We start from the raw sequence: 22,190 nt of genomic DNA on the forward strand, positions 1-22,190 counted from the left end.
GCGGGCCATGTCCTGGATCGCGATCAAGATGCTGATGGGCGACCGGGCCAAGTTCCTGGGGATCGTCATCGGCCTGACGTTCGCCGCGGCCCTCATCACGCAGCAGGGCTCGATCTTCTGCGGGCTCATGCTCCGCACCTGCTCCCAGATCTCGGACGTCACCGGCGCGGACCTGTGGGTGATGGACCCGGGCGTCCGGTTCGCCGACGACGTCAAGCCGATGCTGGAGAGCCACCTCGACCGGGTGCGCGGGGTGGACGGCGTGAAATGGGCGGTGCCGCTCTACAAGGGGAACGCCCGGGCGAGGCTGACCTTCGACCCGGCGACGCTGCGGGCGAAGACGGAACCTCCCGACGCCCGCCGGCGCGAGCGACGGGCCCCGCCGACGCCGCCGGCGAACGTCTTCACCAGGGCCCTGGACCTGTTCGCGCCGGGCTCCGGCGACTTCTCGACGCCCCCGCCGCGATGGTACGACCCCGGCCAGGTCAACGTGGTGGAATCGGTGGTCCTGATCGGGGTCGACGACGCGTCGATGGTGGGCGCCCCGCCGGGGGGCGCGATGGTCGGCCCCGGCCCCAGGGGACGCATGTGGGTCGGCGATTTGGAAGACCTGCGGCGACCGGAGTCGATCGTGATCGACCGTGTGGGGCTCCGCAAGCTCTTCCCCGGCTGCCACCTGGAGGAACCGCTGGCCGACCCTCCCGAGTCCGATGCGGAATACGTCGCCAGGCTGCGGGCCTTCGTCCGGTCGGCCCCGGAACTCGAAATGAACGACCGGCGAGCGGTGGTCGTGGGGGTCTGCGAGGCGACCCGGACGTTCCAGTCCAGCCCGGTGGTCTACACGCTCTACAGCCGGGCCAAGCGGTTCATGCCGATGGAGCGGAAGATGCTCACGTTCATCCTGGCCAGGACGGCCGACGACCCGTCCGGGGCCAAGCTCGCCCCCGCGATCGTCGCCGACCGGATCCGCCGCGCGACCGGGCTGGGGGCCTGGACCAGCGAGAGCTTCATGTACCGCACGATCAAGTATTACTTGATCTACACGGGCATCCCGATCAACTTCGGGATCACGGTCTTCCTGGGCTTCCTCGTGGGGACGGCGATCGCCGGCCAGACCTTCTACAACTTCACGATCGAGAACATCAAGCAGTTCGGCTCGCTCAAGGCGATGGGGGCGTCGAACGGCCGGATCGTCGCCATGATCCTGCTCCAGGCGGCCATCGTCGGGGCGATCGGTTATGGGATCGGCGTGGGGCTCTCCACGCTCTTCGGGTTCAAGACGCTGGATCGCTGGGGCAACCCCACCGAACTGGCGTACTTCACCCCCTGGCAGCTCTTGCCGATCACGGCGGCGGCGATCCTCTTCATCTGCATGCTCGCGAGCCTGCTGAGCGTCCAGCGGGTCGTCTGCCTGGAGCCGGCCGTCGTCTTCCGGAGCTGATCCCATGACCGCCGAGACTTCCCGAACGATCGACGTCGACGCGACGCCCGGAAGCCCGAGCCTGGCCGTGCGGGTACGCGGCCTGTCCAAGCACTTCGGCCGAGGCGACCAGCGGGTCGCGGCGCTCGACGGGGTGGACCTGGACGTCCTCGCCGGGCAGATGTCGCTGATCGTCGGGCCGTCGGGCTGCGGCAAGACCACGCTCCTCTCCGTGATCGCCGGCATCCTCGACGCCGACGCGGGCGAGGTGACCGTCTTCGGTGAAGACGTCGCCCGGATGGGCGACCGGGCCAAGACCCGGTTCCGCGCCCGTCGGATCGGCTTCATCTTCCAGCAATACAACCTCCTCCCCGCCCTGACGGCCGCCGAGAACGCGTCGATCCCCCTGGTCATCGCCGGCTGGCGAAAGCGCCCGGCCGTCGCCAGGGCGGCCGAGGTCCTCGACTCGATCGGCATGGGCAAAAAAGTGGGGAGTCTCCCCTCTCAGCTCTCCGGAGGCCAGATGCAGCGGGTCGCGATCGCCAGGGCCCTGGTCCACGACCCCCAGCTTCTGGTCTGCGACGAGCCGACCGCCGCGCTCGACCACGAGACCGGGCTCACCGTCATGGAGCTGCTGCGCGCGTCGGCCGTCCGCAGCGACCGCGCCGTGGTCGTCGTCACGCACGACAACCGCGTCTTCCACTTCGGCGACCGGATCGCCCACATGGACGACGGCCGCGTCGTCCGAGTCGAGGACCGCGCCCCGGACAGGTCCGCCGCCTGACGGCCCATCTCCTTGTGGACCCCAATCATGTTCCTGCGCATCCTGCTGCCGATCGTCGCCCTGCTGGGAATCATCCTCGCCGTCCGCGGCGTCGTGCCGTACGACCTCGGCATGGAGGCGGGCCGGCCGGTGCTGAGACGCAAGGCCCCCCGGCCTCGGAGCCGGTCGCTCCGCCGCCGGAACGGCCGTCGCGGTTCCGGGAGAGCCTGCACGGGATGGGCCTGGTGGAAGCCCAGCGCGAGAACATCCCGATCGGGACGCCGGTCCCGGGCGTCGTCCTGGAAGTCTTCGTCGACGGCCGCCCGGGGTACGATCCGCCCCATAAGCGGGTCGGCGACCGGGTCGAGAAGGGCGAGCCCCTGTTCCGCATCGACGGCCGCGAGCTGGAGGCCGAGCTGACGACTCGCGAGGCCGCGCTGGCCGCCGCCGAGGCCCAGCTCCACCGGCTGGAACGGATGCCGCGCGCCGAGGACCTCCCCCCGGCCATGGCCGCCGTCGAGGAGGCCGAGGCCCGATTGCTCGACGCCGAGGCGGCCTTTGCGCGAAGCTCCCAGCTCCAGCAGCGGAGCATGATCGCCGCCAGCGACTACGACCACGACCGCTACGCCAGGCTCGCCGCCAAGGGCGCCGTCGACCGCGCCAGGGCCGACCTGGAGAAGCTCCAGGCGGGGGCCTGGAAAGAGGACGTCGCGGTCCAGCGCGCGGCGGTCCTCCAGGCCCGAAGCCAGGTCGACGGCGCGCGGATCCTGCTCGACCGGCTGGTCGTCCGCGCGCCGGTCGACGGCGTCGTCCTCCAGGTCAACGTCCGGCCGGGGCAGATCGCGACCCAGGCGTGGAAGGAGCCCATGCTGGTGATCGGCGAGACCGACCGGCTCCACGTCCGGGTCGACATCGACGAGAACGACCTCCCGCGGTTTCGCGAGGGGGTCCCCGGCGTCGCCACCCTCAAGGGCCGGACGACGCCCGAATTCCCCCTGACGTTCTTCCGCATCGAGCCCTACGTCATCCCCAAGCGCAGCCTCACCGGGGACAACGCCGAACGAGTGGACACCCGGGTCCTCCAGGTGCTCTACGCGCTCCCCGACGTCCCTCCGGCCCGGGTCTACGTCGGCCAGCAGATGGACGTCTTCCTCGACCTCGGGGAAGGCCGTTGAGGACCGTTCGCCCTCACGGTTCCGGCGCGGGGAGCCGCGCCGGGACGATCCGGAAGGGGACGCTCGCCGTGGTCGTCGCCGCCGCTCCCCCGGCGTTCTCGTCCCGCAGGATCATGTCGTACTCGTAGTCGCCGGGAGGGAGCCCCTTCAGGGAGAACGTGTTGCTGAAGTAGACCTCGCGCGGGGGCCTCGCCGCGACGGCCTCGTAGTCCAGCAGCTTCGCCTTTCGCAGGAGGACCTTCTTCTTCCCACGGGCGCGGACCTGCCCGTCCTGGGTGAAGCGAGCGGCGAAACGGTCTCCCTTGGGGACGATCTTGTAGCCCTTCGGCCGCAGGTAGACCAGGAGCTTCTCGTCGCTCGTCTGCTCGGCGCCGGGGAGTTCCTCGTAATCCTCGAAGCCCTTGATCGACCGACAGACGACCGGCTTCTCGATGCTCAGGGGCGGCTCGGCGGCCCCGTCCTTCGACGGCTCCTGGGCCTGCGCCGAGGCGGTCGCGACCATCAGGCCGAGGCAGAATCCCTGGGCGATCCGTCGGACGAGCATCGACGTCATGGGGAGGCTCCCGGTGTGCGGAGGATCGCGTCGCGACGGCGGGCGGACGGGACGGCCTGCGCGCCGCCCGCCCGCCCCTTGCGGGTCACCAGATCCGGACGCGTTTTTCGGGGGGGAGCCAGAGCCCGTCCCCTTCCTTCACGCCGAACGCCTCGTAGAACTCGGGGAGATTGCGGAGCACGCCGTTGCAGCGGAACTCGGACGGCGAGTGAGGGTCGACGGCGAGCCGTCGCGAGAGCTCGGCGTCGCGGATCTTGCCGCGCCACGCTTGGGCCCAGCCCAGGAAGAACCGCTGATCGCCGGTGAGGCCGTCGATCACCGGGGCGTCCTGACCGCCGAGCGATCGCTTGTAGGCCTTGTAGGCGATCGTGAGGCCCCCCAGGTCGCCGATGTTCTCGCCGATGGTGAGCGCGCCGTTCACCTTCTGGCCGGGGAGTTGGCGGGGCTCGAAGCCGTCGTATTGCTCGATCAGCTTCTTGGCGCGGGCGTCGAACTCCTTGCGGTCGGCGTCGGTCCACCAGTTCACGAGGTTGCCGTCGCCGTCGGACTTGGACCCCTGGTCGTCGAAGCCGTGGCCGATCTCATGGCCGATGACCGCGCCGATGGCCCCGTAGTTCACGGCGTCGTCGGCCTCCAGGTCGAAGAACGGGGGCTGGAGGATGGCGGCCGGGAAGACGATCTCGTTGAGCGTGGAGTTGTAATAGGCGTTGACCGTGTGCGGGGTCATCCCCCACTCGTCCCGGTCGATCGGCCCGCCCAGCTTGGCGAACTCGCGGTCGTTCTCGAAGGCGTCGGCGCGGCGGACGTTACCCAGCAGGTCGTCGGCCTTGATCTCCAGCTTGGAGTAGTCTCGCCACTTGTCCGGGTAGCCGATCTTGGGGGTGAACTTGGCGAGCTTGTCCAGGGCCTTGGCCCGGGTCTCGGGGCTCATCCAGTCCAGCTCGGAGATGTTCGCTCGATAGGCGGCGGTCAGGTTGTCCACCAGCTCCTTCATGCGGGACTTGGCGGCCGGCGGGAAGTGCTTCTCGACGTACAGCTTGCCCACGGCCTCGCCCATCGCGCCGGAGACCAGGCCGACGCCGCGCTTCCAGCGGGGGCGAAGCTCCGGCGTCCCGGAGAGGGTCCGGCCGAAGAACGCGAAGTCCTCGTCCACGAACGGCCGGCTCAGGTACGCCGAGGCGTCGTGGATCAGACGCCAGCGGACCCAGGTCTTCCAGTCGTCGAGCGGGGTCTCCTCGACCAGTTTGGAGATCGCGGCGAAGAAGTCGGGCTGGGCGACGACCACCTCGTCGAGCCTGGGCGCGCCGAGGTTTTCGAGCCAGGTCTTCCAGTCGATCGCCGGGGCGAGCGCCTCGACCTCGGCGAGCGTCTTCTTGTTGTAGCTGAGCGTCCGGTCCCGCCGCTTGACGCGGTCCCAATGGTGCTTGGCGATCGCGGTCTCCAGCTCCAGGACGCGGGCCGCCTTCGCCTTGGGGTCGGGGATTCCGGCGAGGGTCAGCATCTTCTCGACGTGGGCGACGAACTGGTCGCGGATCTCCTGGTACTTCGCCTCGCGGTAGTACGACTCGTCGGGGAGGCTGATCCCCCCCTGCCCCATGTAGGTGACGTACTGGTCGGACTTCTTGGCGTCGACGCCGACCCCCGCGCCGAAGAGGCCGCCGACCCCCTGCCGCTGGAGCGAGCCCAGGAGGGCGACGAGGGCTTTCTTGTCGGCCAGGGCGTCGACCCGGGCGAGGTCGTCGGCGAGGGGCTTCACGCCCAGTTCGTCGGCGCGGGCCTCGTCCATGAAGCTCGTGTAAAGGTCGCCGATCTTGCGGGCCTCGGAGCCGGCCGGCGCGTCGGCCTTCGCCGCCTCCTCGATGATGGCGCGGATGGCGGCGTCGCTCTCGTCGATGAGCTGATCGAAGGTCCCCCAGCGCGACTTGTCGGGGGGGATCTCGGTCTTCTGGATCCAGCCGCCGTTGACGTGGCGGAAGAAGTCGTCCTGGGGCCGGACCTCCTTGTCGAAGCCCGACGGGTCGACGCCCGATCGGGCCGAGGCCGGGGCCGGGTCGTCGGCTCGCGCCGTGGGGGGCGCGGCGGCGGCCGCGGCGGCCAGGATGAGGGCGCAACGGAGTCCTGACGGATGGATCACGCGAAGGGTCCTTCCCTGATGGAGTTTCGAAAAGTCGAACGCCCGCGCCCGGCGGGGCCGGTCGCGGGCGCGACGCCGGAGCTTCCAGATTCGGGGATCGCGGGGGGGAAATCAAGGCGGCTCGCCAGGAGGTGCCGCCGCCTCATCTCCTCGCCCGCTCGCGGGGGCTCACTTCTTGGGGTCGAGGTTCTGCTTCAGGTCTTCGGGAGAGACCTCGGAGGCTACGCCGGCGGCGGGGACGTCGAGCCCGGCGGTCCAGAGGATGGCGTTGAGGTTGAGCTTCCGGAAATTCGGGTCGCCCCAGTTCTTGTGGGCGTGGCCCCCGGTGAAGCCGTAACCACGACCGCCGTCGGGACGCTCGACGACCCAGGCGAGCACCTCGGGGCGGCCCTTGGCCTCCTGGACGTGCTTGAGCGGGCCGGCGGGCGAGGTGTGCGAGGTGTCGCGGGTCTGGTCGTCCGGCTTGGCGACGAGGATCGGGGTGATCCCCTTCATCTCGGGCCGGAACCGGATGTTGTAGTACCACTCGTCGACGACCGCGAACGGCTCGACGCCGCGGGTGACCGGGTGCTCGGGCAGGCTCTCGATCTCGGCCTTCCAGTGGGGGTTGGTCGAGAAGTACGTCTCGTAGTAGCCGCCGATCCAGTCGCGGAACTTGTCGCCGGGCTCTCCCTTGGGGACCTCGACGGCGTAGTGCATGAAGCCCAGGCCGACCCCCTTGTCCGCGAGCTTCTGGAGCTTGGCGAGGTGGTCCCCCTGGATGGCGGGATGGCCCGCGCCGCCGTCCATGAAGAAGATCAGGGCCTTGGCGCCGTCGAAGACGGACTCGTCGGCGGGCCAGCCGCCGGCGACGACCACGGGCTCGACGCCCGGGACCTGGGCGAGGCATTTGGCGAGCAGCTTGCAGCCGGCGTTGAACTCGTGATCGCCGGGGCCGTGGCTGGGCCGGCCGGCGATCAGGACGATCTTGGTCGGGTCCGCGGCCGAGGCGGAGACGGTGGCGGCGAACGTCGCCGCGAGGAAGAGGGCCGCGAGGCCGACGAATCGATACCGCGTCATGGGGCGTCCTCTGCTGGGGGTCTGTCGAGGGGTGGGCGTCCGGGGAGAGGGCGAGGGCGAGGGGGGCGATCGAGAAGGGGCGGGGCGCCGGGAGGATGTCCTCGCGACGTCCCGCCCCATCGGCGGTCGGGTCGTCAGGCGGGCCGGGGCGGCCGAAGCCGCCCGACGCGGGTCAGATCAGCTCGGTGACGCCGGGCCTGGGGAACTCGGGCTCCGCCAGGCTCCCCTTCAGGTCGAGCCCCTGGGGGAAGGTGTCGAGCTTGGACTCGAGCGCCTGCTCCCAGGTGACGGCCTTGCCGGTGTAGGCCGACATCCGGCCCATGATCGCCGTCAGGGTGCTCTCGGCGACCTGGTGCAGCTCGTTCAGCGGCTGGCCGGCGACGATGCTCTCCAGCAGGTGGACGTGCTCGTGGACGTAGGGGTTGCCGTCGGTGACGCGGACGCGGTCCTTCTTCTCGCCGGTGAACCGGTAGCCGTTGCTCTGGAACCGGCCCTTGGTGCCGACGATCGTCTCGGAGACGTTGTTCTCGCAGTCGGGGATCTGGCGGCACATCGACATGACGTGCACCTCGTTGGGGTACTCGTAGTCGATCGCGAAGTGGTCGTAGCTCTGGCCCAGTTCGGGACCGGCGAGCATCTGACGGCCGCCCATGCCCACGGCGCGGACGGGGTGGGAGCCGATGGCCCAGTTGGCGACGTCCAGGTTGTGGACGTGCTGCTCGACGATGTGGTCGCCGCAGAGCCACAGGTAGTGGTACCAGTTGCGGAGCTGGTACTCGACGTCGGTCCACTCGGGCTGGCGCTTGCGGGCCCAGATGGCGCCCTGGTTCCAGTAGACCTGGCCGCCGATGATCTCGCCGATGGCACCGTCGTGGATCCGCTTGAGGCTCTCCAGGTAGCCGGGCTGGTGGCGGCGCTGGGTGCCGACGACGACGGCCAGCTTCTTCTTCTTGGCCTCCTCGGCGGCGGCCATGACCTTGCGGATGCCGGTGCCGTCGACGGCGACCGGCTTCTCGGCGAACAGGTGCTTGCCGGCCTTGACCACGGCCTCGATGTGCTGGGGGCGGAACCCCGGCGGGGTGGCGAGGATGACCAGGTCGCAGCAGTCGATGACCTTCTGATAGGCGTCGAGCCCGACGAAGCAGCGATCGTCGGCGACGTCGTACTTCTCCTTGGAGGCCGGGCTGTTCTTGACGCTCTCGCGACAGTTCTTGAGGTGGTCCTCGAAGACGTCGCCGAGGGCGTGGATCTTGATGTTGAAGGTGGTGCCGGCCGCCTCGCAGATGTTGTCGGCCGCGCCGGTGCCGCGACCGCCGCAGCCGACGACGCCGACCTTGATGACGTCGTTGCCGCGGGCGTAGGCGTTGCTCAAGAACCCGAGGCCGGCGGCGGCCGCGGACGAAGCCTTCAGGAACGTGCGACGACTGGGATCGGTCATGACTCGGCGACTCCCGGGGAAAGGAAGGGGCGGGACGCCGCCGGCCTCACGCGGCCGGGCGGGACGTCGTCGCCCCGGACAGGGGACGTTCTCGGTGCGAGGCGGTCTGGCTGAAGCGATGCTCCGATCGGATCCTTGAAGCGGGTCTCAGCGGGTGCCCTTGCCCTTGACGACCAGGGACTTCATCCCCTTGAGGGACTCCTGCTCGGCGAGCGGGCGGACGATCCGGAAGCCGATGAATGTGGCGTCGGTGTGCCACCAGATGCTCTGGGGCCGCTGGGGGTCCTGGACGCTCCACTCCTTGTCGGATCCGCGACGGGCCGCGCTGCGGAGCCGTTCGGCGTCGTCGTCCCACGAGCCGCCGCGGACGACGTAGGAGTATTCCTCGGCCGTCGGGGCGTTGAACGGCTCGAGCGTCGCCTTGTCGCCGGCGAACTGCTTGTAGAAGTCGGGCTCGTAGTGGTCCAGGCACCACTCGGCGACGTTGCCGTGGATGTCGAAGAGGCCCCAGGGGCTGGCCTTCTTCTTGCCGACCTGCATGGGCTTCTCGGCGTTCTCCACGTACCAGGCGTACTCCTCGAGCTGCTCCGGGTCGTCGCCGAAGAAGTAGGGGGTCTTGGAGCCGGCGCGGCAGGCGTACTCCCACTCGGCCTCGGTCGGCAGGCGATAGAGCACGCCGGTCTTCTCGGAGAGCCAGCGGCAGTATTCCATCGCGGAGTGGTGGGTGATGCAGATGGCCGGCTGGTTGCGGTGGCCGTAGCCGAAGGTCATGTCGGCGTACGGGGGGGTGGGCCGGGTCACGGCGTCGGCCTTCATCTCGGTCTCGACCTGATTCTTGAGGTCGACGCCGTCACGCGTCTTCTTCTTGAGGTCGAGCGAGAAGCAGAAAAGGTCGTACTCGTCCCAGGTGACCTCGTGGGTCCCCATCCAGAACGGGGCGATGGCGACGGGGTGCTGCGGGCTCTCGTCGTCCCCCCGATTCTCCTCGTCCTCGGGGCTCCCCATCAGGAACTCGCCGCCCTTGATCGGGACCAGGTCGAACTTGACCTCGGTCCCGGGGATGAGCTGCGTGTAAGGCTTCATCTCCGCTTCGGTCTTGGGGGCGGGCGCCTGGGCCGCGGCCGGGCCGGCCACCCATCCCAGGGCGAGGGCCAGGGTCAGGGGGAAGGCGATCGAACGGGCATGCGTCGAGCGGCTCACTTTTGATATGCTCCAGCTGATGGAGTTCCGACCGAGACGCGCTCGGACGGCGAATGAGGATCGTCAGGGGAGGTACCGTGGCGCCATCACCCATGAGCGTTCGCCTGAGCGTTGTCGTCCTGGTCTTGACACTCGTCGGTTCGGGGTCGGCGGGCGAGCTCGCGCGTTTCGAATACCTCGAGACGCACATGGGAAGCTCGTTCAAGATTCTCTTATACTCCACCCAGGAAACCGCCGCCAGACGCGCCTCCCGGGCCGCCTTCGATCGAATCGCCGCGCTCGACGCGGTCCTCAGCGACTACGACCCGGACAGCGAGCTTTCCCGGCTGGCGACCTCCGCGGGGGGTCCCCCCGTCGCGGTCGGCCCGGACCTCTTCGACGTCCTGGAGAAATCCCGGTACTGGTACGACGAGACCGGGGGCTGGCTCGACCCGACCATCGCCCCGGTCGGTCGGCTCTGGCGCCGCGCCCGCCGCGAGCGCAAGCTCCCGGACGACGCGAAGCTCGACGCCGCCCTCGCGCTGGTCGGCATGGAGAAGCTGGTCCTCGACCCGAAGGCCCGGACCGTCCGGCTGACGAGGCCCGGCATGAAGCTGGACGTCGGCGGCGTCGCCAAGGGATACGCCGCGCAGGCCGCGATCGACGTCCTGCGGGAGCAGGGGGTCGACCGGGCCCTGGTGGCGGGCGCGGGGGATATCGTCGTCTCGGGGCCGCCCCCGGACGCCGAGGGCTGGACGATCGGGGTCGCCACCCTGGAGCCCTCGAAGACGGCGCCCGAGATCTATCTGTCGATCAAGGACGCGGCCGTCTCCACCTCCGGCGACGCCGAGCGGTTCGTGATCATCGACGGACGCCGATACTCACATATCATCAACCCCAGGACCGGCCGGCCGATCGAGGATCGGGCGAGCGTGACCGTGGTCGCGCCGGACGGCACCACCGCCGACGTCCTGGAGACCACGGCCTACATGCTCGGGCCGGAAAAGGGCCTGGAATTCATCGATTCCATCCCCGGCGCGGCGGCCGTCTTCACCCGCGAGACCCCCGAGGGAATCCGACGTTACGAGTCGGCCCGGTTCAAGGACGTGCCCCGGGCGCAGCCGCGGCCTGCGCCTTGAGGAGGTCGCGGATTTCCTCCAGCAGCGCCTGGTCCTTCGTCAGCGGCGGGGCCGCGGCGGCCGCCTCCTCCTTCCGGGTCCGCATCACCCAGCCCAGGAACTTCACGATGAAGAAGAAGAGGGCCGCGGCCACGATCAGGAAGTTGACGACCTCGGCCAGGAACTGGCCGTAAGGGACCTGCTGGCCCCGGATCGTCCAAGCCCAATTCTGGTAGCCTTGATTCGAGGGGAGCACGACGCTCAGCAGGGGCATGACGATGCTCTTGACCAGCGAGTCCACGATCTTGCCGAACGCGGCCCCGATGATCACGCCGACCGCCAGGTCGATGACGTTCCCCTTGAAGGCGAACGCCTTGAACTCCTCGGCCAGGGACAGGGCGTGCTTCCTGGGATCAATTCGCGCGACGTTCATGGGAGATCCCTCCGATGGTCGGAATCACGGATCCGCCCCACAGAAGCCGCATATGTCGTGCCGAAGCCGCTCCGGGCGACGCCTGCGAATAGCGCCAGAGGCCCAGGGCGGATCCATCCGGCTCGTCGCGGCGTCCCGATCCCGGTCCCGGCCCGCTCGCTCGCTCGATCGTCACGCTCCGGGTCGAACTCGCGGATTGAACCCGGCGTTCCGACCTGGAGGACTACCAGGGCGGCGTCGACGAGCCTGTCGACGCCCCGCCCTGGTCGGCGTGCCCGCGTCGGGCGTCATCAGCGCTGGTCGATGGGGACGTAGCGCTTCTCGGTGGGGCCGGTGTAGATCTGGCGGGGCCGGGCGATGCGGGCCTTGGGATCGTCGGCCTGTTCCTTCCACTGGGCGATCCAGCCGGGCATCCGGCCGATGGCGAAGATGACCGTGAACATGTTGGTCGGGATGCCGATCGCCCGCATGATGATGCCGCTGTAGAAGTCGACGTTGGGGTACAGGCGGCGGTCGACGAAGTACGAGTCCTTGAGCGCCATCTCTTCGAGCTGGCGTGCGACGTCGAGCAGCGGGTCCTTGACGCCGAGTTGGCCGAGGACCTTGTCGGCGGCCTGCTTGAGGATCTTGGCGCGGGGGTCGAAGTTCTTGTAGACCCGGTGGCCGAAGCCCATCAGGCGGAAGCCGCTGGAGGAGTCCTTGGCCATCTTGATGGCGTCGGCGGCGCTGATGCCCCCCTTGTGGATCTTCTCGAGCATCTCGAGGACGGCCATGTTGGCGCCGCCGTGGAGCGGCCCCCAGAGCGCGCCGACGGCCGCGGCGCACGAGGCGTAGATGTTCGCCTGGCTGGAGCCGACGATCCGGACGGTCGAGGTGCTGCAGTTCTGCTCGTGGTCGGCGTGCAGCAGCAGGATGAGGTTCAGGGCGTCGACCACCTCGGGCGAGGCGACGTGCTCCGCGTACGGGGCCGAGAACATCATGTGCAGGAAGTTCGCGACGTACGGCAGCTTGGAGTCGGGGTAGACGAAGGGGAGGCCCATCGCTCGGCGGTAAGAGCAGGCCGCGATGGTGCGGACCTTGCTGATGAGCTGCGAGGCGTCCTCGAGGAACCGCTCCTCGGGGGACTCGTCCTCGGTGCCCCGGCGGGGGAAGCAGGCGATGGTGTTGACCATCGCCGACAGGATCGCCATCGGCGGGGCGTCGACGAGGAAGCCCTCGAAGTGGTGCCTGAAGGCCTCGTGGAGGGCGGCGTTGCGGACCAGCCGCTCGCGGAAGTCGTCGAGCTCGGCCTGCTGGGGCAGGCGGCCGAAGATCAGCAGCCAGGCGACCTCGACGAACGTCGACTCCCTGGCGAGCTCCTCGATCGGGATGCCGCGATAGCGGAGCACCCCCTTCTCTCCGTCGATGAAGGTGATCGCGCTGGTGCAGGCGCCGGTGTTGCCGTACCCCGGATCGAGGGTGATCAGGCCGGTCTCGGACCGGAGCTTCGAGATATCGAGCCCCAGCTCGCCCTCGGAACCTTCCACGACCGGCAACTGGATCGACCGGTCATTGAACGTCAAGGTCGCAGTCCGCGCCATCGCCTCACACTCCACGCAGTCAAGCCTGCAGGGCTTCCCGCCGACAAGAAGATCTGGTTCGAACCCGCTCACAAGATATTTCATTCTACACGCGGTTTTCGACTTGGGAATGATCCGCCGCCGGTGGAAGAACTTCCCGGTCCGAAGGCTTCGAAGGGATCGCAAAGGGCGAGCGGGACGGATCTTAAAGCCTCTCAATGCGGACGTCGATCGCCCTTTACATTTGCGGGGCGGTCGGGCAAAATGGCGGTTTGCTCGCGGCGCACGCGGAATTCAACGGGGTCGAGGTGCCGAGCCGTGTATGAAGAGGCGATCCAAAAAGCCGACGTCTTGATCGCAGCCCTGGGCTACATGCGGAAGTTCCACGGCCGATTCACCGTGATCAAGGTGGGCGGTTCGGTGATGGAAGATCCCGAATCTCTGCGCGCGCTTTTGGTCGACGTCGTGTTCATGCAGACGGTGGGCATGCGGCCGGTGGTGGTCCACGGCGGCGGCAAGGCGATCACGGTGGCGATGGAGAAGGCCGGGCTGACCCCGCGGTGGGTCAAGGGGCGGCGCTACACCGACGACGCCACGCTCGAGATCGTCGCCCGCGTGCTCGCCGAGGAGATCAACTCCGACATCGAGCGGCACATCAACAAGTTCGGCGGCCGGGCCTCGGGCCTGCACCACAAGACCCACCAGTGCCTCTACGGGCGTCGCCTGTCCATGCCCGGCGACGACGGCGAGCCGGTCGACCTGGGCCGGGTGGGCGAGGTCGTCGAGGTCGACGTGACGCCGATCGAGAACCTCTGCCTGGCCGGCGTCGTCCCCGTCCTCCCCTCGCTCGCCGAGGACGACGACGAGGAGGAGAAGCTCCTGAACGTCAACGCCGACACGGCCGCCGCCGCCGTCGCCCAGGCGCTCCGCGCCGACAAGCTCGTCTTCCTGACCGACACCCCCGGCATCCTGCGCGACCGAAACGACCCCTCCAGCCTGATCACCGGGCTGAACCCGGACGAGTGCCGCGAGCTGATCCGCGACGGCGTGATCGACAAGGGGATGATCCCCAAGGTCGAGGCCTGCCTGACCAGCCTCGAAGCGGGCGTCCGCAAGACGCACATCATCGACGGCCGGCTCCGCCACTCGCTCCTGCTGGAAATCTTCACCGAGAGCGGCGTCGGCACCGAGATCGCCCAGGACGAACACACCGACCGAGCCTCGCCCCAGGGCCGACGACCCGTCCTCGTCCGCTGATCGATTCGAGGCCGATCGCGGCCCCGATCCCCCCTTCCCCGACCCCCCTCGTCCTGGCGCCGCAAAGGCTGGCGGGATGCGACGATCGTCGATCCGTCGCCCCCCTCCCGGAGTCCTTCCCTTGGCACACGCAGAGCACACGCATCCGACCTCGCAGGAGACCATCGCCGAGTTCGACCGCTACGTCGTGCCGAACTACCGGCGCTATCCCGTCTCCCTGGTCCGCGGCGAGAATTCCTGGATCTGGGACGCCGAGGGGAGACGCTACCTGGACTTCTTCCCCGGCTGGGGCTGCAACCTGATCGGCCATTGCCCGCCGCGCGTGGTCGAGGCCGTGCGCGACCAGGTCGGCCGGCTCATCCACGTCCCGAACACGTGGTACATGGAAGCCCAGGGTGAATTCGCCAGAGCCCTCTCCGAGCGCAGCTTCGGCGGCCAGTGCTTCTTCTGCAACAGCGGGGCGGAGGCCAACGAGGCCGCCATCAAGCTGGCGCGGGCCTACGGCCACGCCCGCGGGAAGTTCAAGATCGTCACGATGGAGGGGGGCTTCCACGGCCGGACGTTCGCCGCCCTGACCGCCACCGCCCAGCCCAAATACCATGAAGGCTTCGAGCCCATGGTCCCCGGCTTCGTCTACACCAAGTACGACGACCTGGAAGCCGCCGCCGCCGCGATCGACGACGAGACCGCCGCCGTGATGCTGGAGCCGATCCAGGGCGAGGGGGGCGTCCGGATCCCGTCCGCCGGCTACCTGCCGGGCCTCCGCAAGCTGTGCGACCAGCGCGGGGCCTTGCTGATCCTCGACGAGGTCCAGACCGGCATGGGCCGGACCGGGTCGTGGTTCGCCTACCAGAATCTGGGGGTCGTCCCCGACGTCCTCACCTGCGCCAAGGCCCTGGCCGGCGGGATCGCCGCGGGGGTCATGATCGCCAGGCCCGAGGTGGCGGCGGTGTTCAAGCCCGGGATGCACGCCTCGACCTTCGGCGGCAACCCGATCGCCTGCCGCGCCGGGATCGCGACCGTCGAGACGATCGAAGAAGAAAACCTCCTGGAGCGGGGCCTCGCCATCGGCGAGCGGTTCCGCGGCCAGTTCGAAGCCCTCCAGCTCGAGATCCCCGAGAAGATCCGGGAGATCCGCATCCGGGGGGTGATGATCGGCCTGGACCTCTCCTTCGACGCCTCGGACGTCGTGGCCCGCTGCCTCGAACGCCGGCTCCTGATCAACGCGACCCACGGCCACGTCGTCCGGCTCCTGCCGGCCCTGACCATCAGCGACGAACAGATCGACCAGGGCTGCGCCATCCTGGCCGACGTCTTGCGGGAGGCAGTCATCTGAAAAACTCCAAGAACCGCGGCCCGAAGCTCGCGGCCGTCCCCGACGGCGTGGCCGCCGCGCCGTCTCCCCGAGCGGCCGGCGAGGACCACGCCGGGCCTCGCCACTTCCTCGACCTGAAAGGGATCGACGGCGACCGCGCCCGCGCCCTGCTCGACCGCGCCGTCGCGCTCAAGGAAGGGCGGCTCGAACCCGGCTGGACGCCGCCGCTGCTGGGGAGGAGCCTCGGCCTGGTGTTCGAGAAGCCGTCGCTGCGCACCCGCGTCAGCTTCGAGACGGCCTTCGCCCGGCTCGGGGGGAGCTCGATCTTCCTCCGGGGCAAGGACGTGGGGATGGGGGTCCGCGAGAGCGTGGCCGACTTCGCCCGCGTGATCAGCCAGTACGTCGACGCCCTGGCGGTGCGGACCTTCGCCCACGCCACGCTCGAGGAACTGGCGGAATACGCCACGGTCCCCGTGGTCAACGCCCTGTCGGACGACGCCCACCCCTGCCAGGCCATGGCCGACATGCTCACGCTCCTGGAGTTGAAAGGGTCCCTGCCGGGGATCAAGCTCGGCTTCGTGGGCGACGGCAACAACGTCGCGATGTCGCTGGCCGAGGCCGCCGCCCTGCTGGGCGTGGACTTCGTGCTGGCCTGCCCCGAAGGCTACGAGTACCCCGAGGCGTTCACGGCCGCGTACGCCGCGCGATTCCCGGACGCGCCGCTGCGGGTCTCGAACGACCCCCGCGACGCCGCCGACGGGGCCGACGCGCTCTACACCGACGTCTGGGCCAGCATGGGCCAGGAGCACGAGGCCGACCAGCGCCGCGAGATCTTCTCGCCGTTCCAGGTCGACGAGGAGCTGATGGCGGCCGCCAAGCCCGACGCCGTCTTCCTCCACTGCCTCCCCGCCCACCGCGGCGAGGAGGTGGCCTCGAACGTCCTCGACGGCCCCCGAAGCCGGGTCTTCCAGCAGGCCGCCAACCGCATGTATTTCCAGATGGCCCTGCTCGAATGGCTGGTGCGCGACCGATCGGCCGCCGACCGGCTTCGGGTTTGAAGGAGCGAGACGCCATGAGTCGCAGGGATGGACGCAACGACGACGAGATCCGGCCGGTGCGGATCGTCCCCGGCTTCGCGACCAACAGCGCCGGGAGCGTGCTCTACTCGTGCGGGGGGACGACCGTCCTGGTCACCGCCCAGCACTCCGAATCGGTCCCCCCGTTCCTCGAAGGCAAGGGGGTGGGCTGGCTCACGGCCGAGTACGCCATGCTCCCCGGCAGCACGCCGAGCCGGATCTCCCGGCGGACCGACGGCCGGGCGACCGAGATCCAGCGGCTGATCGGCCGGAGCCTCCGCGCGATCGTCGACCGCCAGGCCCTCGGCCCCTGGACGATCCACGTCGATTGCGACGTGGTCAACGCCGACGGCGGCACCCGGACCGCCGCCATCACCGGCGCGTACGTCGCCGTGGCGCTCGGGCTGCGGAACCGATTCGGCCCGGAACGCGCCGCGGAGGTGCTCAAGGAATCGATCGCGGCCGTCAGCGTCGGGATCGTGGGCGGCAGGCCCATGCTCGACCTGGACTACTCCGAGGACTCCAAGGCCGAGGTCGACGCCAACGTCGTCCGGCTCGGCTCCGGCGGCCTCGTCGAGGTCCAGGGGACCGGCGAGGGGGGCGTCTACTCGCGGCGTCAGCTGGACCAGCTCCTCGACCTGGCCGAAGCCGGCATCGACCGTCTCGGGCAGGTGCAGCGAGAGGCCCTCCAGGGGGGCTGACCGCCGGCCTTTCGATTTTCCTTCCCATTCGATCTGGGCGGTTCCCGGACGTTTTGCTAAAGTCCCGCGCGTGTTCCGCCGGTGGGGTTCGATCGAACCGATCCTCCCCGCCCCGCGCGGCGACCTTCGGAATTCTGTTCGGAACGCCGGACGCCGGCCCTTCTCGGGCCTCGACGCGTCCCGGCCGTCGATGATCCGACAAGGAAGGGGATCGTCCATGAAAAAGCCTCTTGCCATGATGGCACTCCTGGGAGCCCTGGCGGGCGGGCCCGCCTGGGGGCAGGCCCTCCCGAGCGGCGGCCCCGCCGACTCGGCCGAGGACGCGTCGCCGGCCGCCGGCTTCGAGCCGACGCCCGTCGACCAGCTCAAGGCCCCGACGATGGACCTGCCCGACGACCCCGTCGAGCCCTACCTCCTGACGAAGAACAACGGGCCGTTCATGGTCCTCGCCAAGACCTTCCAGGGGCCCGACTCCCAGAAGCTGGCCCTGGCGCTCGTCAAGGAGCTGCGCAACGAATACAACCTGCCGGCCTACATCCTCCGCAACAAGGATAGGCCGGGGGGGAGCAATATCCGAGGCGTCCCGCCCCAGGCCGATCCGCACGTCGTCCAGGCCAACACGAACGTCCCGGAGAAGGTCCGGACCTACGACCAGGCGGCCGTCCTGGTCGGCGACGAGAAGACCGAGAAAGCGGCATCCGCGCTGCTCCACAAGGTCAAGAAGATCGACCCCCGGTGCCTGCAGAACGTCTCGACGATCTTCCACTGGCGGAAGGGCCTGAGCAACGCCATCCGCACCACCAACCCCTACGTCGCGGCCCAGGACCTGTACCCGGCCAAGAAGGATCGCCTGATCGTCCAGATGAACTCCGGCGAGGAGAGCATCGCCTACTGCCCGGGCCGCTACACCCTCCAGGTCGCCGAGTTCGCCGGCCGGTCCACGCTCAACGAGAAGGATCCCACCTTCCAGGGCAACTGGAACCTCCTCAAGAGCCCCCTCCGCACCGCCGCCAGCGACGCCGAGAAGATGGCCAACACGCTCCGCAAGGACAAGGACGTGGCGCAGCTCGGCCAGCCCGTCTACGTCTACCACGACCGGACCTCCAGCAAGGTCTTCGTCGGCTCGTTCGAAGCCCCCGACGACCCCCGCGCCGGGGCCATGCGGGACGCCCTGGTCAAGCTCGCGGTGCCGCTCATGCAGCCGGGCAAGCGGGCGAAGACCCTGGACACGATGATCGCCCCGGCCTCGATGCTGACCGACCTGGAGCCGATCAAGCAGAACTTCCGGAAATGAGCCTGGGGGGGCGTCGTCGCCCCTTCTCGGCCATCTCGCCGTCCGAGACAATAAGTCGCCGCCCTTCCGCATCCGACGGGGGGGCGGCGACTTCGCGTTTTCCGACCCCTTCGCGGCCCCCGGCCCGGGCCGCCGCCCCCGGAACGAAGAGTGATCATGAGCGACTCGACGGCCTCCCGCCTCCCGATCCACCTCGTCCTCGGCTCCCGGAACGTCAAGAAATGCCGGGAGATGGCCGAGCTGATCGCTCCGCCGTGGGAGCGTCGGCCGTGGATGGAACTGATCCGCGTCGAGTCGATCGCGGCGCATCCCGACGCCCCCGAGGTGGTCGAGGACGCCGACACGTTCGCCGGCAACGCGCGCAAGAAGGCGTCGGAGACGGCCCTGGCTCTCGGCCTCTGGGTCCTCGCCGACGACTCGGGCCTGGCGGTCGACGCGCTCGACGGCGCGCCGGGCGTCTTCTCGGCCCGGTACGCGGGCGAGCCCTGCGACGACGACGCCAACTGCCGCAAGCTCCTGGAGGCGCTGGCCGACGTCCCCGACGACCGTCGCGGGGCGGCGTTCCGATGCGCCCTGGCCATCTCCGACCCCGAGGGCCGCATCCGGCTCGAATCCGAAGGGTCGGTCCGGGGTCGGATCCTCCGCGAGCTTCGCGGGCCGGGCGGGTTCGGGTACGACCCGATGTTCCTGATCCCGGAGTATCACAGGTCTTTCGGCGAGCTGTCCCCCCTGGTGAAGCACCAGCTGAGCCATCGCTCGCGGGCCTTCGCCCACCTCCGCGTCGGCCTGGAGAAGCTTACAAGGGAAGTCGCCGCCGGGAACTGATACGTAATGGCTTCGACGACTCGCCTTATCCGAGCGGCCTCGGATGGGCACGGGTTCGGGGACGGACCCGTGGCGCCCAAAGGTCGGTGATCGAGGCGATCTGGCATGATCGGTCCCCGGAATACGAAAACGCCCCCCGACGGTCTCCCGTCGGGGGGCGTTCGCCGATCAGGGAGCGCCGAAAGGCTGACCTGAATCGGAGGGCTGGCTTCTGGCGGGCGATTCGCCCGTCCGGCTCAACGGAAGAGGTGGAGTCCCTTCTTGGCGAAGAACGGGTGCTTGACGTCGCAGGCGTCGCAGGCCGGGAGCGTGGTCATCGGCAGGCTGGTGGCCTGGGGCGAGGCGAGCACGCTCTGGGCCGAGGGGACGATCTGGGCCGAGGGGAGGACCGCCGGCTCGCAGGCGACCTGCACGGGGACGCGGACGCAGACCTCGACCGGGACCTGCTTGCAGACGGTCCGGGGGACGCAGATGGTCTTGGTCTCGGCCACCTGGCGCTGGACGGTCACCGGGCAGTTGACGACCTTGGTGTCGACGACCTGCTTGCAGGTCGTGTAGGGGACCTGGCGGGTGCAGACGACCTGCTGCATCTCGCAGACGGTCACGGGCACCTGCTTGGTCCGCTGTTCGACGACGGTCTCGCAGATGGTCTGCGGGACCTGCTTGACGCGCTGCTCGACCACGGTCCGGCAGGTGGTCACGGGGACCTGGCAGGTGCGGGTCTCGGCGACCATCCGGCAGGTGGTCACGGGGACCTGCTTGCTGCGGGTCTCGGTGACGACGCGGCAGGTGGTGATCGGGACGCGCTTCACGCAGGTCTGCGGGACCATCCGGGTGATCGTGCACGGCACCTGCTTGGCGCGGGTCTCGCGGACCATGCGGGTGAAGGTGTACGGCACCTGCTTGGTCTGCCGCTCGGCGACGTACGTCGTGACCTGATAGGGGTCCTGACGGTACTCCGTCTTGGCGCACATCTTGGTCACGCTGACCGGCACGCAACGGGTCCGGGTCTGGGGGACCATCGAGCAGACCGTGTAGGGGACGGTCTTCGTGCAGGTCTCCTGGACCGTCTTGCAGACCGTCACCGGCACCTGCTTGACGACCTCCTGGGAGACGTACTCGCAGACCGTGTACGGGACCTGCTTGGTCTGGACTTCCTGGACGGTGCGGCAGACGGTCACGGGGACCTGCTTGACGACCTCTTCCGAGACCATCTGGCAGGTGGTGACCGGGACCTGCTCGGTCACCACGGTGGGGACCGTCTTGCAGACCGTCACCGGCACCTGCTTGCGGACCGTCTGGGTCTCATAGACCGTGCACTCGACGTTCTCGACGACCGTCTGGGGGCACATCACCGTCCGCTGGCACCAGGCGCCGGGCGTCTCGACGAGGCAGCCGTTGATGCAGACCGTCTTGCCGGGGACGTAGTACGACTGGACGACCGGCACGCAGACCGTCTTGGAGACCTGCTTGACCACCGTCCTGGGGACGGAGACCGTCTCGCAGACGTCCTTCATGACAGTCTCGGTGACGGTCTGGTTGACCGTCTTGCAGACCGTCTTCATGCTGGTGGTCTGGACCGGGCGGCAGACCGTGTAGCGGCACTCCTTCATGACCGTCTCGCGGACGGGACGGCTGACGGTGTAGGTGCAGGTCTTGTAGGCCGTCCGCTTGACGGGGACCTGGACCGTGTACCGGCACTCCTTCATGACCGTCTCGCGGACCGGGCGGGAGACCGTGTAGGCCACCTGCTTGTAGGCGGTCTGCTTGACGGGCACCATCTCGGTGTACTGCTGGGACTGCATGACCGTCGACTGCACCGGCACCTGGACGGTGTAGGGGACGGTGCGGTAGCAGGTCTTCTGGACCGGCCGCTGGACCGTGTAGCAGACGGTCTTGTAGGCGGTCTCCTGGACCGGGGTGCAGATCACCTCGTTGACGGTCTTGAAGATCGTCTCCTGGACCGGCCGGCAGACGGTGTACGTCACGTCCTTGAAGGACGTCTCGCGCACCTGGCGGCTGACGTTGTAGTAGGTGGTCTTGAGGGTCGTCTCCCGGACGGGACGCTGGACCGTGTAGGCCCGGGTCTCGTAGTGGGTCTCGCGGACCGGCCGGCTGACCGTGTACGCGACGTCCTTCCAGACTGTCCGGGTGACCGGCTTCTGGACGGTGTAATTCACCGTCTGGTTCACCGTGCGGTAGACCGGCCGGTTGACCGTGTACTGCTCATTCCGGACGTGGTTCTCGACGACGTTGCGGACCGTCTGGACCGTCCGCGGCTGCATCACCGTCTCGGTCACCGTCCGGACGCAAGGGATCTGCTGCGTCTCATAGACGGTCTCCTGCACGTTGCGCAGGACCGTCTGACGCTGCATCTGATATTCGACGTGCCCGCCGCATTCCTGGGGCACGGGGCAGTGCCGCAACGAGGCACCGCCCGCATAACTGGCCTGGGCCGGGTGAGTGGCGGCCCCGAGTCCCAATCCTAGGACCGTCAGGGCGAGCCACGGTAGTTTTCTCAACATCGGACGCTCCACGGTACACTCCCGACTGACTTCGGCGCTCATACGACCGTCGGATCCGAGGCTCCGCCTCAGAGACCCTGGGCCGCCAACCAACCTTATTGTTCGTCTCCCCCTGGCCCCCCCCTTCAGCAACTTTATCTAAATCTCCCAATAGCCCTCTCTGCCCAGGATGCACTTCCCTTACATTCGTTACCTCACCAACCCAGCCGGCCGCACTTCCGCGAGAATCAGCCCATCCCCCGGGACCCGCGACCTCCGATTCCCCGCTCCTGCGAACCCGCCGCGAGGGGACGGCGTCCGAACGGAGCCCTCGCCGACGCCTGGTCATCCCGGCCGGTCGTCGGTATTTTCGAGGGACGCGGGGCG

At 68.9% G+C, this 22,190-nt stretch carries 18 protein-coding genes; 10 read left to right on the forward strand and 8 right to left on the reverse strand.

Going from position 1 to position 22,190, the window contains the following annotated elements; translation table 11 throughout:
* The first annotated feature begins 7 nt into the window (after nucleotides 1–7).
* The 3 genes from VT85_RS28670 (at nucleotide 8) to VT85_RS19950 (ending at nucleotide 3,358) form a co-directional block, all read left to right on the forward strand.
* The gene (locus VT85_RS28670; protein ID WP_068419369.1) at nucleotides 8–1,441 is read left to right on the forward strand and encodes an ABC transporter permease; all 1,434 of its coding nucleotides are present in this window, start codon (nucleotides 8–10) and stop codon (nucleotides 1,439–1,441) included.
* Between the two features lie 4 nt (nucleotides 1,442–1,445).
* A complete protein-coding gene (locus VT85_RS19945; protein WP_068419371.1) occupies nucleotides 1,446–2,204 on the forward strand; it encodes an ABC transporter ATP-binding protein in 759 nt (252 codons plus the stop codon).
* Nucleotides 2,205–2,419: 215 nt separating this feature from the next.
* The gene (locus VT85_RS19950; RefSeq protein ID WP_068419373.1) at nucleotides 2,420–3,358 is read left to right on the forward strand and encodes an HlyD family secretion protein; all 939 of its coding nucleotides are present in this window, start codon (nucleotides 2,420–2,422) and stop codon (nucleotides 3,356–3,358) included.
* Between the two features lie 13 nt (nucleotides 3,359–3,371).
* Here the strand turns inward: VT85_RS19950 and VT85_RS19955 are convergent, their stop codons facing one another.
* The 5 genes from VT85_RS19955 to VT85_RS19975 all read right to left on the reverse strand — a co-directional run bounded on the left by VT85_RS19955 (nucleotide 3,372) and on the right by VT85_RS19975 (nucleotide 9,742).
* Nucleotides 3,372–3,911, reverse strand: coding sequence for a hypothetical protein (locus tag VT85_RS19955; protein ID WP_068419376.1), 540 nt, complete (start codon nucleotides 3,909–3,911; stop codon nucleotides 3,372–3,374).
* Between the two features lie 85 nt (nucleotides 3,912–3,996).
* Nucleotides 3,997–6,045, reverse strand: a complete 2,049-nt coding sequence (locus VT85_RS19960) for a M13 family metallopeptidase (protein WP_231871416.1) — start codon at nucleotides 6,043–6,045, stop codon at nucleotides 3,997–3,999.
* 168 nt (nucleotides 6,046–6,213) lie between these two features.
* On the reverse strand, nucleotides 6,214–7,104 hold the full coding sequence (locus tag VT85_RS19965) for a ThuA domain-containing protein (protein WP_068419378.1): 891 nt from the start codon (nucleotides 7,102–7,104) through the stop codon (nucleotides 6,214–6,216).
* Between the two features lie 172 nt (nucleotides 7,105–7,276).
* Nucleotides 7,277–8,542, reverse strand: a complete 1,266-nt coding sequence (locus VT85_RS19970) for a Gfo/Idh/MocA family protein (RefSeq protein ID WP_068419380.1) — start codon at nucleotides 8,540–8,542, stop codon at nucleotides 7,277–7,279.
* A 147-nt stretch (nucleotides 8,543–8,689) separates the two neighbouring features.
* Entirely contained in the window at nucleotides 8,690–9,742 is a 1,053-nt protein-coding gene (locus tag VT85_RS19975; protein WP_068419382.1) for a formylglycine-generating enzyme family protein, read from the reverse strand.
* 188 nt (nucleotides 9,743–9,930) lie between these two features.
* Between VT85_RS19975 and VT85_RS19980 the strand changes: the two genes are divergently transcribed.
* A complete protein-coding gene (locus VT85_RS19980; protein WP_197490895.1) occupies nucleotides 9,931–10,860 on the forward strand; it encodes an FAD:protein FMN transferase in 930 nt (309 codons plus the stop codon).
* Here the strand turns inward: VT85_RS19980 and mscL are convergent.
* Both mscL and VT85_RS19990 read right to left on the reverse strand, forming a co-directional pair.
* On the reverse strand, nucleotides 10,820–11,272 hold the full coding sequence (mscL, locus tag VT85_RS19985) for a large conductance mechanosensitive channel protein MscL (RefSeq protein ID WP_068419386.1): 453 nt from the start codon (nucleotides 11,270–11,272) through the stop codon (nucleotides 10,820–10,822). The two genes, VT85_RS19980 and mscL, sit on opposite strands and share 41 nt — an antisense overlap.
* Nucleotides 11,273–11,562: 290 nt before the next feature.
* Nucleotides 11,563–12,852 (reverse strand): citrate synthase, encoded by a 1,290-nt coding sequence (locus tag VT85_RS19990; protein ID WP_068419388.1) that lies wholly within the window; start codon nucleotides 12,850–12,852, stop codon nucleotides 11,563–11,565.
* 243 nt (nucleotides 12,853–13,095) lie between these two features.
* Here VT85_RS19990 and argB point away from each other — a divergent pair, with 243 nt between their 5' ends.
* The 6 genes from argB to VT85_RS20020 all read left to right on the forward strand — a co-directional run bounded on the left by argB (nucleotide 13,096) and on the right by VT85_RS20020 (nucleotide 19,299).
* Entirely contained in the window at nucleotides 13,096–14,088 is a 993-nt protein-coding gene (gene argB / locus VT85_RS19995) for an acetylglutamate kinase (RefSeq protein WP_068419390.1), read from the forward strand.
* A gap of 121 nt (nucleotides 14,089–14,209) precedes the next feature.
* Nucleotides 14,210–15,424: an aspartate aminotransferase family protein gene (locus VT85_RS20000; protein ID WP_231871418.1), complete on the forward strand. Its 1,215-nt coding sequence runs from the start codon at nucleotides 14,210–14,212 to the stop codon at nucleotides 15,422–15,424.
* Between the two features lie 47 nt (nucleotides 15,425–15,471).
* The gene (argF, locus tag VT85_RS20005) at nucleotides 15,472–16,461 is read left to right on the forward strand and encodes an ornithine carbamoyltransferase (RefSeq protein WP_068419396.1); all 990 of its coding nucleotides are present in this window, start codon (nucleotides 15,472–15,474) and stop codon (nucleotides 16,459–16,461) included.
* A gap of 14 nt (nucleotides 16,462–16,475) precedes the next feature.
* Nucleotides 16,476–17,180, forward strand: a complete 705-nt coding sequence (gene rph / locus VT85_RS20010) for a ribonuclease PH (RefSeq protein ID WP_068419398.1) — start codon at nucleotides 16,476–16,478, stop codon at nucleotides 17,178–17,180.
* A gap of 217 nt (nucleotides 17,181–17,397) precedes the next feature.
* Nucleotides 17,398–18,474, forward strand: a complete 1,077-nt coding sequence (locus VT85_RS20015; RefSeq protein WP_082858755.1) for a hypothetical protein — start codon at nucleotides 17,398–17,400, stop codon at nucleotides 18,472–18,474.
* Nucleotides 18,475–18,630: 156 nt separating this feature from the next.
* Complete coding sequence (locus VT85_RS20020) at nucleotides 18,631–19,299, forward strand: non-canonical purine NTP pyrophosphatase (RefSeq protein WP_068419402.1); 669 nt, start codon at nucleotides 18,631–18,633, stop codon at nucleotides 19,297–19,299.
* A 236-nt stretch (nucleotides 19,300–19,535) separates the two neighbouring features.
* On the opposite strand, the gene VT85_RS20025 is transcribed toward VT85_RS20020, so the two are convergent.
* Nucleotides 19,536–21,824, reverse strand: coding sequence for a hypothetical protein (locus VT85_RS20025; RefSeq protein ID WP_197490896.1), 2,289 nt, complete (start codon nucleotides 21,822–21,824; stop codon nucleotides 19,536–19,538).
* Between the last annotated feature and the right edge of the window lie 366 nt (nucleotides 21,825–22,190).

This window comes from Planctomyces sp. SH-PL62 (genome assembly GCF_001610895.1).
Classification (GTDB): Bacteria; Planctomycetota; Planctomycetia; order Isosphaerales; family Isosphaeraceae; genus Paludisphaera.

Excerpts from the sequence above, each read along its gene's own strand:
- VT85_RS28670 (WP_068419369.1), top strand. The coding sequence starts at position 8 with ATGTCCTGGATCGCGATCAAGATGCTGATGGGCGACCGGGCCAAGTTC.
- VT85_RS19945 (WP_068419371.1), top strand. The coding sequence starts at position 1,446 with ATGACCGCCGAGACTTCCCGAACGATCGACGTCGACGCGACGCCCGGA.
- VT85_RS19950 (WP_068419373.1), top strand. The coding sequence starts at position 2,420 with ATGGGCCTGGTGGAAGCCCAGCGCGAGAACATCCCGATCGGGACGCCG.
- VT85_RS19955 (WP_068419376.1), bottom strand. The coding sequence starts at position 3,911 with ATGACGTCGATGCTCGTCCGACGGATCGCCCAGGGATTCTGCCTCGGC.
- VT85_RS19965 (WP_068419378.1), bottom strand. The coding sequence starts at position 7,104 with ATGACGCGGTATCGATTCGTCGGCCTCGCGGCCCTCTTCCTCGCGGCG.
- VT85_RS19970 (WP_068419380.1), bottom strand. The coding sequence starts at position 8,542 with ATGACCGATCCCAGTCGTCGCACGTTCCTGAAGGCTTCGTCCGCGGCC.
- VT85_RS19980 (WP_197490895.1), top strand. The coding sequence starts at position 9,931 with ATGGGAAGCTCGTTCAAGATTCTCTTATACTCCACCCAGGAAACCGCC.
- mscL (WP_068419386.1), bottom strand. The coding sequence starts at position 11,272 with ATGAACGTCGCGCGAATTGATCCCAGGAAGCACGCCCTGTCCCTGGCC.
- VT85_RS19990 (WP_068419388.1), bottom strand. The coding sequence starts at position 12,852 with ATGGCGCGGACTGCGACCTTGACGTTCAATGACCGGTCGATCCAGTTG.
- argB (WP_068419390.1), top strand. The coding sequence starts at position 13,096 with ATGGCGGTTTGCTCGCGGCGCACGCGGAATTCAACGGGGTCGAGGTGC.
- rph (WP_068419398.1), top strand. The coding sequence starts at position 16,476 with ATGAGTCGCAGGGATGGACGCAACGACGACGAGATCCGGCCGGTGCGG.
- VT85_RS20015 (WP_082858755.1), top strand. The coding sequence starts at position 17,398 with ATGAAAAAGCCTCTTGCCATGATGGCACTCCTGGGAGCCCTGGCGGGC.
- VT85_RS20020 (WP_068419402.1), top strand. The coding sequence starts at position 18,631 with ATGAGCGACTCGACGGCCTCCCGCCTCCCGATCCACCTCGTCCTCGGC.
- VT85_RS20025 (WP_197490896.1), bottom strand. The coding sequence starts at position 21,824 with ATGTTGAGAAAACTACCGTGGCTCGCCCTGACGGTCCTAGGATTGGGA.